We start from the raw sequence: 12,143 nt of genomic DNA, 5'->3' as shown, positions 1-12,143 counted from the left end.
TGTTATTTAAAAGTTAAATCAACAGGTTGCATCACGCTTTAGTATCCAAATTATTATTTATGATTCTTATTGCTAGTACAGTATTGCTGTTAAATAGCTTATTTCTTATATAGCGTATCTTAAATCACTTAACTACGTTACAAATAGCCAATGGCTAACTTGTGCTACTAATATATGAATTTCAAAATGCATTGTCTGTATGGACAATGTTGATACTGTTGCTCAATTATAAAAAAAATCGTGACTATGTTATGAGCAGTCTAGTTATGTAATCATTAAGATGTGTTGTCAGTGAGGTACGTAACTAAGGTGCGTTACTACAGTGCACACATTTGACTATGAGTTACACCATCAGCGAGATATAGTAGAGAATAGACTGTCAGTAATCACAGTCTTAAAAAGGAATTCAGTATCGATTTATTGAGAATGATAATATAAAACAGGGAGCGCGACCGTGGCGACTGAACAAACCAAATCCAAAGAGCAGACGCATTTTAGAACCTGTACTCTGTGTGAGGCAATGTGTGGTATAGAGATAAAGCACGATGGCAAAAAGGTTTTATCGATTAAAGGGGATAAGAGCGATCCATTTTCTAAAGGGTATATTTGCCCAAAAGCGACTGCCTTGCAAGATTTGCATGAGGATCCTGACCGCCTGCGTCATCCTGTTGAAAGAACGGCTAAAGGCTGGAAAGAAATTAGCTGGACTGAAGCGTTAGATAAAGTCGCAGCTGGTATTGGCGCAGTGCAAAAACAACATGGCAAAAATGCTTTTGGTGTTTATTTGGGCAATCCCAATGTACACAATCTGGGTGGCATGCTAACGATTAAGTATCTGCTAAACAGCCTCAAAACGCGCAGTCGCTTCTCTGCCACTTCAGTCGACCAATTACCGCACCATATCGTTAGCATGCATTTATTCGGGCATATGCTGCGTATTCCTGTGCCTGATGTCAACCGTACTAATTATATGCTCATTATCGGTGGCAATCCGCTAGCGTCTAACGGCAGTATCATGACAGCACCAAATATGCGCCAAAAACTAAAAGACGTTAAAGCACGTGGTGGCAAAGTCGTCGTCATCGATCCAAGACGTACTGAAACCGCTGATATCGCAAGCGAGCATCACTTTATTCGTCCAGCGACTGACGTGTTGCTATTATTAGCGATGCTCAATGAGATTTATTTGCAAGGCTATGCCGATAAAGCAAGCATCAATAATAGAGCAGCGGCGCTTGCGCCAGAAATAGAGCGACTGGCAGATTTTGCCAAAGACTATAGTGCAGAGTCAGTTGCCGCTATTACCGGTATAGCCGCAATCGACATCAAGCGATTGGTCACAGAATTTTGTGAAGCAAAAAGCTCGGTTTGCTATGGTCGTATGGGTATATCTGTGCAGGAGTTCGGTTTATTAAGCCAGTATTTGTCTATGGTTATTAATATCGTGACGGGGCGCTTAGATGAAGTAGGCGGTTTGATGTTCCCGAATGCTGCAGTCGATGTGGTGAATAACTCTGGTCCGGGGTATTTGGGTAAGCGTCATAGTCGTGTCAGCAAGCTGCCTGACTTTAATGGTGAATATCCCGTGGTTGCCATGAGTGATGAGATATTGATCGAAGGTGAGGGGCAATTAAAAGGCTTTATGACGGTAGCGGGTAATCCTGTTTTAAGTACACCCAATGGCGAAAAATTAGATCAAGCCTTTGAACAGTTAGATTTTATGGTCGCCATTGATTATTTTGTTAATGAAACCAGTCGCCATGCTAATATTATTTTGCCACCAGTCTCACCGCTAGAGCGCGACCATTACGACGTTACCTTTAATAATTTTGCCGTACATAACGTTGCTAAATATTCAAAAGCGTTGTTTCGTAAAAATAAAGACGCCAAGCATGATTGGCAAATCTATCTAGAGCTGGCAAAGCGCTTGGATAAAAAAGCGTCTTTAGCAACTAAAGTCGAACGGTTGTTAATAGAGAGATTAGGACCGAAATTCATACTCGATCAAGGATTGCGGCGTGGACCTTATGCTGGCATGACACTGAACAAGCTCAAGAAAAATGCTCATGGTCTTGATTTAGGACCGCTTAAAACCATGCTGCCGCAAGCTTTACGGCACAAAGATAAGCAGATTCATCTTAACGTCGATTTTTATCAAGCAGATCTTGCCCGCGTGCAAGCGATGATGCAAAATTATGATGACAGTGAGATTTTATTGATAGGTCGTCGTCATGTCCGCAGTAATAATTCGTGGCTGCATAACAGCTATCGCTTGGTCAAAGGTAAGCCGCGCTGTACGCTCATGCTGCATCCAGATACTGCTGCGCAATATGGTATTGAGGATGGTCAAGACGTGAAAGTCACCTCGCGCGTCGGTAGCGTGATTGTTGCAGCAGAAATCACTGATGAGTTGATGGCGGGGGTAGTGAGTATTCCGCATGGCTTTGGTCACGGCCGTAAAGGCGTTAAGCAAAAAATCGCCCAAGCGCATGCAGGTGTCAGTGTGAATGATCTGACAGATGATACGTTGATTGATGAGTTAAGCGGTAATGCCGCTGTAAATGGCGTCCCTGTGCAATTGGAAGCTATACATGCAGGAACTATATTCTCAGAAGCTGCTGAGTCAAACAGTTCGAACTCTTCGTTACATTCAAAAGCCGAGTCGGGTAGTGCTGCATAAATACGATCAGTCCTATAGTTAAGATTGGACTCGAAAGCGCTTATTTATAATGATAAGCGCTTTTTATTTACCTTATTAATTTGTCTTAGACTAAATCTAGATACCGATAAAATCAAAATCGACTGGCGGTCTCTCACCCTGTATCAATAAGCTAATCGCTTTAGCCGAACCACATGCATGCGTCCAGCCAAGCGTGCCATGACCAGTATTGAGCCATAAATTATCAAAAGTGGCATCAATATTTCGACTACCATGTCGGATCTTACCCATATGCGCGCGTCCTATTAAGGGGACATTTGAGGGCGTCATTGGTCGTAACCCTGTCCAATATTGTACAGAGTTGGCAATGATTCCTTTTGGAAATAATTGCTGCACGCGGCTAGTAATGGCTTCACAGCGTACGGTATTCAAATCTAAGTTGTAGCCGTTAAACTCTGCTGTCCCCGCCACTCGCAATTTATCACCGAGACGCGATGTGACCAGCTTAAACTCATCATCAATGAGACTGACAAAGGGTGCTAAATGGGGTGCTCGTGGGTTGATTTGATAAGTGGCCGAGTAGCCTTTGGCAGGGAAAATAGGCAGATGCATACTAAGCGGTTTCATTAAAGCGACGCTATGGCTACCAAGTGCCAGTACATGGCTATCTGCACTAAAGGTTTGTGCATTTTCGCCATTAGGTCGAATGGTAATGCTATGTACGTGCGGACGCGCAGAGTCAGCATCCATATTAATCGCTAAGATCTCAGTATCGTATAAAAACTTAACGCCAGCCTTTATACAGTGCTTAGCTAAACGCTGAGTAAATAGATGGGCATTGCCTGATTCGTCACGGCTAGTATATGTCGCGCCTTTGAGCTTATGCGCAATGGGGTAGAGTGCTGGCTCGAGACTAACGGCATTATTGATGTCAATCACATAACGCTCGCAGCCGAGCGCCTGCATACGCTCTGTAGGCGCTATTGCAGCATCAAACTCCGCTTGATTGGTATAAAAATGCATAATACCGCGCGTTTGCTGCTCGTAATTAATCCCAATATCCGTGCGTAATTGTTGTAAAGCATCGCGTGAGTACAATCCCAAACGTACCATTTGTACTAAATTTGCATCAGCACGATCTGCGCGGCACTCTTGCAAAAACTGCATCGCCCATTTAATTTGCGTCTTATCCGCACGCAATCGATAAAGCAACGGTGCATCCTCGCGAAACAACCATTTGAATGCTTTTATCGGTGCAGTAGGATTTGCCCAAGGGGTCGCATGCGAGACTGATATCTGTCCGCCATTGGCAAATGAGGTTTGCATACCTGCCGCTGACTCACGCTCAATCACGGTCACATCATAGCCTGCTTGGCGGAGATACCATGCGGTGGTCACGCCCACCACGCCTGCTCCGAGTACCGCAATATGGGTCATAGATTACTCTGCTGCGATTGATGAAATTAGATGAGAGCGTTGTTATCTGGTATTACTTAGGGCGAGCAACATCCGCTTGTAGCGCCAATGGTAAGTCCAATATGGTCAGACTACTTTCAGCCAACTGTTCTGGACGAGCCACGACCAATGCCTCAAAGCCTTCACTAGTAGTAATCGCATTGACGACTTGTACTTTATCCAGTTTTTCACCAGCGGCAGGAGTTGTACCTGAGCCTTTTAAATTTGTTCCTTTTACATAGTGCAAAAACGCTTTCGGCGCTGATTTAAAGTAAATACGGGCGATGACTTCTTGACCCAAATAACAGCCTTTATCGTAATCCATGCCGCCGCGCTGATGCAGACGCAACTCTTGTGGTTGGAATTCGCCTTGCGTTGCCGCTACTATCCAATAGTTACCAGTTGCGATACTAGACTGCATCCAAGCTTGAATATTCTTAGATGTATTGTGGTCGTCCTGATGGCTAAAAGTCGGCACTTCATCAATAACACAAGGATAAATAGGTGTCGGGGCACTAGTATCAAACTTTGAAAAGGCACCGAATTTTTTTAAATGTCCTTGGAAAGCCTCAGCGCAATCTGCACTGATGACCATGTCAAAATGCTTTTCCGCTTGTTTTTTAATCCAAATACCGAATTCTATACGACCTTTTAAATTCCCAATGGCTGCGGCTTGATAGCTAAGACCGAGCTTAGTGACATCACAAGTTAATTGTCCTTGCAAAAATTTTTCGGCATCCTCGCCTTGGATAGATAATTGGGAAAACTGTGGCAATGCCGCCGTATTGATAGATTGAGTCATTGTTATTGTCCTTCTGAAAAGAGGTTTTTTATAAAGCACTAAATGTTAAGAATAAGTATCAAAAAATGATAGCTCAGATTTTTATGCCAAGATAAACAATTATAAAATCAGATGAGGCTAAGAAGAGTACCACAAAAAACACCCTCATAAAAAACGTCATCGTTAAGATAGCTATCAAGCGTTAAATTGGGCACAGCCAGCGGTTTTCAAGCGTACAAATTGGTTAAAGAGTGCGAGTTACGGTACAATGTGAGCTCTGGAATAAACCTAATATATGATGGCTGCCGAGGGAATTATGAGCTTACCAAATTGTCCGAAATGTGATGCTGAATATACGTATGAAGATGGCGCGCTGCTGGTATGCCCGATGTGTGCTCATGAATGGACAGTGGCAGAAACCGATGTAGCACAATCTGAAGATCAAGACGCGGTCATTCGCGATGCCGTTGGTAATGAGCTGCAAGACGGCGATGCCGTGACCGTGATTAAAGATTTGAAAGTCAAAGGCTCTTCAACCGTTATCAAAGTAGGAACAAAAGCAAAAAGTATTCGTCTATTGCCAGATGCGACCGATGGTCATGATATTGATTGTAAGCTTGATGGCTATGGTCCGATGAAACTTAAATCATCGGTAGTTAAAAAAGCTTAAGCTACACATTTATTGTGAAAAAAATAATACAAATTACTGAATAGACAATCCCTAAGTATAAAATCACTAAATAAAAAACGATTAAATAGAGAATAACTATGAGCACTAAAAATGAACAACTATTCGCGCAAGCACGTAAGCATATCCCTGGCGGTGTAAATTCACCTGTCCGAGCTTTTGCTGGTGTTGGTGGCACGCCAATCTTTATGCACCGTGCCAATGGTAGCAAAATCTATGATACCGAAGACAATGCTTATATTGATTATGTTGGCTCTTGGGGTCCAATGATTTTGGGTCATGCCCATCCAAAAGTTATTGATGCGGTCAAAAAAGCTGCTGATGATGGTTTGAGCTTTGGTACGCCAACGCCATTTGAGACCACCGTTGCCGATAAAATTTGCGAAATCGTCCCGAGTGTTGAGATGATTCGTATGACCAGCTCAGGCACGGAAGCGACTATGAGTGCGATTCGTTTGGCACGTGGTTATACTCAGCGTGACAAAATCGTCAAGTTTGAAGGCTGCTACCATGGTCATTCAGACAGCCTATTAGTAAAAGCAGGCTCAGGCATGCTTGATATTGGTGAGCCAACCTCAAAAGGTGTACCAGCAGATTTTGCCAAGCATACTATTACGATTCCATATAACAATCCGCAAGCGATTAAAGACTGTTTTGAGAAATGGGGTGAGGAAATTGCCTGCGTTATCTTAGAGCCTATCGCTGGTAACATGAACATGGTGATTCCAAGCCAAGAGTTCCATGATACGTTGCGCGAGCAGTGTACTGCCAATGGCGCAGTATTGATTTTTGATGAAGTGATGACGGGCTTTCGTGTTGGACTTGGCGGTGCGCAAGCGCACTTCGGTATCGACCCTGATTTGACTTGCTTTGGTAAAATCATCGGTGCAGGATTGCCAGTTGGTGCTTTTGGTGGCAAAAAAGAAGTCATGTCTTGCATCGCGCCACTTGGCGGTGTCTATCAAGCGGGTACGTTATCCGGTAATCCGCTGGCGATGCGCGCCGGTATCGCCATGTTTGAAGACTTAACGGCAGACGGTTTCTATGACGAGCTATCAGCGAAAGTAGATCATTTGGTTGATGGCTTCCAAGCGGCTGCTGACAAGCATGGCATCAATATGCGCACCAATAAATTGGGCGGTATGTTTGGAATGTTCTTTGTCAAAGACAGTGCGACGACTGTACCTCAAAACTTTGATGATGTGACTGAGTGTGATATGGAGCTATTTAATACCTTCTTCCACGGTATGCTTGATCGCGGTATTTATCTGGCACCGTCTGCTTATGAAGCAGGCTTTATGTCTATCAAGCATAGTAACGAAGATATCGAGGCGACTATTAAAGCCGCTGATGAAATATTTGCAGAAATGGCAAAAGCGTAACACAGCAGTTTTAGGCGTCTAAAAAAACCAGCATAGTGACAAGATTACTGTGCTGGTTTTTTTATGAGTAATAAAGGAAGTTTTATTTATCGCACTTTATCAAACTTACGGTCTCTCAGACTTAAATTACCTCGCATTACGTCTACATACATACGAAAATCACTAGCAAAGCTTTTTAAAGGAAATTTAAAAGAGGCGGGTTTATTCTTTTCAAAGAAAAAATGTCCGACCCAAGCGCAAGCGTATCCTGCGGCAATACCTTTAAGTAAGGGTTTTGCTGAGCGATTCTTAACAGATTTTGCCAGTCCAATTAATCCAAAGCTACTGCCTGCAAAATGCAATCTACGGCAAGCCATATTTTGATGCTCATCAAGATAAAAGTCATAAAATGACGGTTTGTCTGAGCTATCCATTTTTATTAGATTGTTCCGGCTGTCTTTTTCGGCAGTAATTTCTTTAGTTTGTGACGTTTGCGTAGGGGTGTTATTCATCGATTTGGCTTCCTTGTAGGTTATGTCTCATCTATCCGTAATGAGTCTTGTCAGTAGAATGAAATAGCTTGATACCATAAAGCTCATAGGTAAGTACTTGTTCTCTATTATAATATAGACAATAGTGGTGGTAGCAAGCCAATATTGAACAAATAATGGCTAAGGGCAGAAGATATTTTTTGCTTCACAAAGTATCTATCCTGTTTTTAGCCGCTGTTTAGCGGTTGTCTTCGCTTACTTGCCAGCGTTTGGCATAAATGTTTTAATGGCAAAACTTGCCATCATTTATGTGACTATTATCTTTTTTATATATGGTAGTCCTTACTTTAATCCAACGTACTTTCTATTTTAAAAGCCTAAACCCTTTTAATTATCTTTTGATCTGACACGGTAACGACCTTACTTATGCCCAAAGACAACCTAAAAAATCCACCACTCGCAGAAGATGAACTGATGGCAGCCATTGATATTGGCTCCAATAGTTTTCATTTAGCCATTGCTCGCCTCGATCATGGTGAAGTGCGAAAAGTGGTGTCTATGTCTGAAAAAGTTCAGTTAGCTGCAGGACTGGATGAGCATAATATTTTGGGTGCAGCAGCGGAGCAGCGTGGTTTAGACTGTCTCAGCCGCTTTGTGGCGCGTTTAGATTCGGTGCCTCCTGAGCGTATTCGTATTGTTGCGACCAACGCCTTACGCCAAGCCAAAAATGCCAATGACTTTATCAGCCGTGCCAATAAAATCTTACCCAAGCCTATTGAGATTATCGCGGGACGAGAAGAAGCGCGTTTGATTTATTTAGGAGTCTCGCATACCAATGCCAGTAGTGACAAGCGTCTGGTTATCGATATTGGTGGCGGCTCAACAGAGTTTATTATTGGCCAAGAGTTTGATCCATTATTGACCGAGAGCTTACAGATGGGCTGTGTTGCCTTTACCCAGAAGTATTTTGCTGATGGGCAAATTACCAAAGAAGCCTTTAACAACGCCATATCGGCTGCGCGCAAAGAAGTACTGGCGATCAATGGGCGCTACCAAAAAGTAGGCTGGAGCAGCGCCATTGGATCGAGTGGTACGATTAAAGCGGTACGTAACGTCCTTGTTTCAAAAGGTTGGGCAGACGAGCAAGAGCGCATCACTTATAAAGGTGTTAAAAAGTTAGAAAGATTATTACTTAAAATTGGCAACGTTGATGACATCGATTTAGAAGGCGTCAAAGAGCACCGTAAAGCCGTATTTCCAGCGGGCGTTGCGGTATTACGAGCAGTCATGAAGGTGTTGGGCGTAGATGCTATTACTTACTCAGATGGCGCGCTACGCGAAGGTGTCATGTACGATATGCTTGGACGATTTGCCAGTGAAGACGTACGTGACCGCAGTGTATTGGCACTGATTAAGCGCTATTCAGGCGATAAAAAGCAGGCTAAGCAAGTAGTCAAAACCAGTCGCCACCTTTTTGGGCAAGTGCAAACTAAACTTGGACTCAGTACGGAAGATGGCGATCTACTCAGGCGAGCTGCATTTTTACATGAGATAGGACTGGCGATTGCTCATAGTAGCTATCACAAACACAGTGCGTATTTGATGGAACATTCTGATATTCCAGGGTTTTCACAAGTCGACCAAAAACGTATGGCACAGCTGATGTTGAATCATCGCCGTAAGCTCAAAGCAGATATGTTAGAGCAGACGTGTACTATCGGCGGTGATCAGCTCGTTTATCTGTGCTTGCTGCTACGTTTGGCAGTACTGGCACATCACAGTCGCAGTGATTATGAATTACCAACATTAGAATTAAAAGTAGATGATGACAATCATTGGCAAATCATGGTTGGTGATAGTAGCGAACACTATGCTTTCTTATTGTCTGATTTGCAGACTGAAATAGAACAATTTGCCAAATGGGGCGTCAAACTAAGCGTCATTGAGGTTTAATTTTTTATCAGCTGAAACTGTTAATAGATTACTTGATTAATGCGGTTAGAAATAACATAACAAAAGCGGTGTTGTCGGTAATGTTATGGCATATAAGATGTGCTATTATAGTTTTTATTGAGTTTACAACTGTACTTTCATTATCCTAAAACCGATAACGATGCCAGTATTAATCTAACCATATTGAACATAGCTCTATTAAGTATAACTAAGAAAGGGAAGCGTCTATGAGTACCGTCTGGGATAGCGTTCAGCTTGCACGGCATGCCAAACGTCCATTGTTTATGGACTATGTAAATCAGCTGTTTACCGAATTTGATGAGTTGCACGGCGACCGCGCTTTTGCTGATGATAAGGCAATCCTTGGTGGGCTTGCACGCCTAAACGGTATGCCAGTGATGGTTGTTGGTCAACACCGTGGTCGCAGCACACGTGAGCGCATTGAGCATAACTTTGGTATGGCAAACCCTGAGGGCTATCGAAAAATCATTCGTTTGGTCAAAATGGCTGAGCGCTTTAATATTCCGGTTATGACCTTTGTCGATACCCAAGGAGCTTATCCGGGTATTGGCGCAGAAGAGCGTGGACAAGCACAAGCCATTGCTGAAAGCATTGCTGTGTTTTCTAGTTTAAAAGTGCCTATCATCGTCACCATTATTGGTGAAGGCGGCTCAGGTGGCGCATTGGCGATTGGCGTTGGTGATAAAGTGAATATGCTACAAAATAGTATTTATTCAGTCATCTCTCCTGAAGGCTGCGCTTCTATTCTATGGAAAACTGCCGAAAAAGCGCAAGATGCCAGTGAAGCCTTAAAGTTAAATGCTATCAATCTGTATCAAATGGGCTTGATTGATGCGGTCATCGACGAAGGTGAAGGTGCTCATATTCAGCCACAGCCAGTAATGACGGCATTAAAAGCTCTATTGGTTGAGCAATTGGATGAGCTGAAAGATTTAGATACCCATACACGTTGTGAACTACGTTATGAGAAATTCAAATCGTTTAACTCAGAAGTCATGTTGCCTTGCTAGTATGTTCCATCGCTAAATAGTTGACAATCAGCTTTTAGCACTAGAGGCTTACGCTTAATGTTAAAATAAAAACGTGTCATGTTATGGCGCGTTTTTTTGTGTCAATTAATTCATATACTAACTAATGAGATAAGGTCAATGATGAGCAGCAGTGCAATCCTACCATATCCTATTGAGCCAATAGCTGAACTGCCGATTGACGATAATTTGGCAAAGGCATTATTGACCAGTATATCTGAGTATGGCGAGCAGCTACAGGGTCGGCGAATTTGGCTGGCCTGTAGTGGTGGGCGTGATTCATTGGCACTGGCAGCGCTATGTGTGCAATTACACTGGCAAGGTAAGTTGCCATTTTTACCGCAACTATTGCATGTCAACCATGGCTTGCAAGCGGATAGCGCTATTTGGGCTGCGCATGTTGCTAATTGGGCAAAGGCTCAAAAGATACCATGCACTATTTTGCAGGCACACGTAAATGGACATGATGAGCAAGCCGCACGCCAAGCACGTTATGATGTGATGCGTGCGCAACTCAATCAAGATGATGTATTACTATTAGCCCATCATGCTGATGATCAAGCTGAAACTGTGTTGATGCGGTTGATTCAAGGCGCAGGAGTAAATGGTCTGTCGGGTATGCAGCCGTGGCGTGTACAAACGCAGGACGCGCATCGCATCATATTATGGCGACCTTGGCTCATTGTACAGCGCGCCAGTATTAGCTCATATGCTAAGCGCCTAAAGCTGCCTTATATTGATGATCCCACCAATGACGGCGGTGATAATGTTCGTAGTGGATTGCGCCGTGACATCATGCCAGTATTGGCAAAATACAATCCCAACGTTATTGATAACATAGCTCGTAGCGCGCAGCTACTAAGCGATGCGCAATTAACCGTTAAGGCACAAGCGGCAGAGGATTTAAAGCAGACAGAGGTAATATCATTACAGCTACCATCTGCCCAGCGTGTGCTAAATATAGATAAGCTGCAAAAGTTACCGCTTTATCGCCAGCGCCAATTATTACATCATTGGCTTGGTCAAGATGAGCCATTACCGCCTGCTAAGCAGCTTGTCGATAACGTATTTAGCTTAAGCCAGCGTGATGATCATGATCATCAAACGAAACTGTTTTGGCAAGGACGCAAACAGTCATATACTATTCGCCGTTATCGTCAGCAGCTTTATCGGCTTAGTAATGACTGGCTAGCGTGGCTTAAAATCCCGTTTATTGAACAAACGCAAACCTTACTCGATCTTACTGTGGCTGATAAAGCGGATAGTGAATCATTTTCAATGACTTTACGTAGTGATGATAAGTTTGCTTGGCACGTGCAGATTATGCCAAATGACGTAACACGACTATTAGAAAGCGATAAAGATAAGGTTGAGATCACTTTTGCGCCATTAGATCGCAATCAGCGTGTGCAAACCGCATTGGCGTCGCGTCCACAATCGGGCAAAAAGCTCTATCAAACCTTAGGCATTCCATCATGGATGCGTGAGAGTTTGGTAGTCGTTAGCGTGACTTTGATAAAGAAAGAAAGTAGTGAAAATGAGCTATTAGAAAATAAGCACCCAATAGAATTGCCTATTTTATTAATATCACCTTTTCATAGCTGGGTGTTGGATGGTGCTAAGCGGTTAACTTATACTGTAAATAATTCTTATAGTATAGAAAGTGCTATTAGCAGCTGTTTAACCGTACCTAGCTCGTTTTGATG

Annotated in this window: 9 protein-coding genes; 6 read left to right on the top strand and 3 right to left on the bottom strand. The window is 43.1% G+C overall.

Annotated features, from left to right (window positions below; translation table 11 throughout):
- The first annotated feature begins 454 nt into the window (after nucleotides 1-454).
- Complete coding sequence (locus tag OEG80_RS11840) at nucleotides 455-2,680, top strand: molybdopterin oxidoreductase family protein (RefSeq protein WP_263240993.1); 2,226 nt, start codon at nucleotides 455-457, stop codon at nucleotides 2,678-2,680.
- Nucleotides 2,681-2,776: 96 nt separating this feature from the next.
- On the opposite strand, the gene OEG80_RS11835 is transcribed toward OEG80_RS11840, so the two are convergent.
- Nucleotides 2,777-4,096, bottom strand: a complete 1,320-nt coding sequence (locus OEG80_RS11835) for a D-amino acid dehydrogenase (RefSeq protein ID WP_263240992.1) — start codon at nucleotides 4,094-4,096, stop codon at nucleotides 2,777-2,779.
- 52 nt (nucleotides 4,097-4,148) lie between these two features.
- Nucleotides 4,149-4,916: a CAF17-like 4Fe-4S cluster assembly/insertion protein YgfZ gene (ygfZ, locus tag OEG80_RS11830; RefSeq protein ID WP_263240991.1), complete on the bottom strand. Its 768-nt coding sequence runs from the start codon at nucleotides 4,914-4,916 to the stop codon at nucleotides 4,149-4,151.
- A gap of 295 nt (nucleotides 4,917-5,211) precedes the next feature.
- On the opposite strand from ygfZ, the gene OEG80_RS11825 reads away from it, so the two are divergent.
- Both OEG80_RS11825 and hemL read left to right on the top strand, forming a co-directional pair.
- Nucleotides 5,212-5,565, top strand: coding sequence for a zinc ribbon domain-containing protein YjdM (locus OEG80_RS11825; RefSeq protein WP_011512544.1), 354 nt, complete (start codon nucleotides 5,212-5,214; stop codon nucleotides 5,563-5,565).
- A 98-nt stretch (nucleotides 5,566-5,663) separates the two neighbouring features.
- Nucleotides 5,664-6,965 (top strand): glutamate-1-semialdehyde 2,1-aminomutase, encoded by a 1,302-nt coding sequence (gene hemL, locus OEG80_RS11820; RefSeq protein WP_133103902.1) that lies wholly within the window; start codon nucleotides 5,664-5,666, stop codon nucleotides 6,963-6,965.
- 86 nt (nucleotides 6,966-7,051) lie between these two features.
- On the opposite strand, the gene OEG80_RS11815 is transcribed toward hemL, so the two are convergent.
- Nucleotides 7,052-7,456 (bottom strand): DUF962 domain-containing protein, encoded by a 405-nt coding sequence (locus OEG80_RS11815; protein ID WP_263240990.1) that lies wholly within the window; start codon nucleotides 7,454-7,456, stop codon nucleotides 7,052-7,054.
- 405 nt (nucleotides 7,457-7,861) lie between these two features.
- On the opposite strand from OEG80_RS11815, the gene ppx reads away from it, so the two are divergent.
- From ppx to tilS, 3 genes are all read left to right on the top strand, one after another.
- The gene (gene ppx / locus OEG80_RS11810; protein WP_133103900.1) at nucleotides 7,862-9,388 is read left to right on the top strand and encodes an exopolyphosphatase; all 1,527 of its coding nucleotides are present in this window, start codon (nucleotides 7,862-7,864) and stop codon (nucleotides 9,386-9,388) included.
- A 227-nt stretch (nucleotides 9,389-9,615) separates the two neighbouring features.
- On the top strand, nucleotides 9,616-10,419 hold the full coding sequence (locus OEG80_RS11805; RefSeq protein ID WP_011512548.1) for an acetyl-CoA carboxylase carboxyltransferase subunit alpha: 804 nt from the start codon (nucleotides 9,616-9,618) through the stop codon (nucleotides 10,417-10,419).
- Nucleotides 10,420-10,560: 141 nt separating this feature from the next.
- Nucleotides 10,561-12,141, top strand: a complete 1,581-nt coding sequence (gene tilS / locus OEG80_RS11800; protein ID WP_263240989.1) for a tRNA lysidine(34) synthetase TilS — start codon at nucleotides 10,561-10,563, stop codon at nucleotides 12,139-12,141.
- Nucleotides 12,142-12,143: the final 2 nt, after the last annotated feature.

This window comes from Psychrobacter sp. SC65A.3 (assembly GCF_025642195.1).
In the GTDB taxonomy this organism is placed as follows: Bacteria; Pseudomonadota; Gammaproteobacteria; order Pseudomonadales; family Moraxellaceae; genus Psychrobacter; species Psychrobacter cryohalolentis.
The sequence above is the reverse complement of the archived record's forward strand: the minus strand, read 5'-3'. Positions and strand labels throughout refer to the sequence as shown.

Bases quoted from the DNA above. Each gene is read 5' to 3' on its own strand.
- ppx (WP_133103900.1), top strand. From the start codon at position 7,862: ATGCCCAAAGACAACCTAAAAAATCCACCACTCGCAGAAGATGAACTG.
- OEG80_RS11835 (WP_263240992.1), bottom strand. From the start codon at position 4,096: ATGACCCATATTGCGGTACTCGGAGCAGGCGTGGTGGGCGTGACCACC.
- OEG80_RS11825 (WP_011512544.1), top strand. From the start codon at position 5,212: ATGAGCTTACCAAATTGTCCGAAATGTGATGCTGAATATACGTATGAA.
- hemL (WP_133103902.1), top strand. From the start codon at position 5,664: ATGAGCACTAAAAATGAACAACTATTCGCGCAAGCACGTAAGCATATC.
- OEG80_RS11815 (WP_263240990.1), bottom strand. From the start codon at position 7,456: ATGAATAACACCCCTACGCAAACGTCACAAACTAAAGAAATTACTGCC.
- ygfZ (WP_263240991.1), bottom strand. From the start codon at position 4,916: ATGACTCAATCTATCAATACGGCGGCATTGCCACAGTTTTCCCAATTA.
- tilS (WP_263240989.1), top strand. From the start codon at position 10,561: ATGAGCAGCAGTGCAATCCTACCATATCCTATTGAGCCAATAGCTGAA.
- OEG80_RS11805 (WP_011512548.1), top strand. From the start codon at position 9,616: ATGAGTACCGTCTGGGATAGCGTTCAGCTTGCACGGCATGCCAAACGT.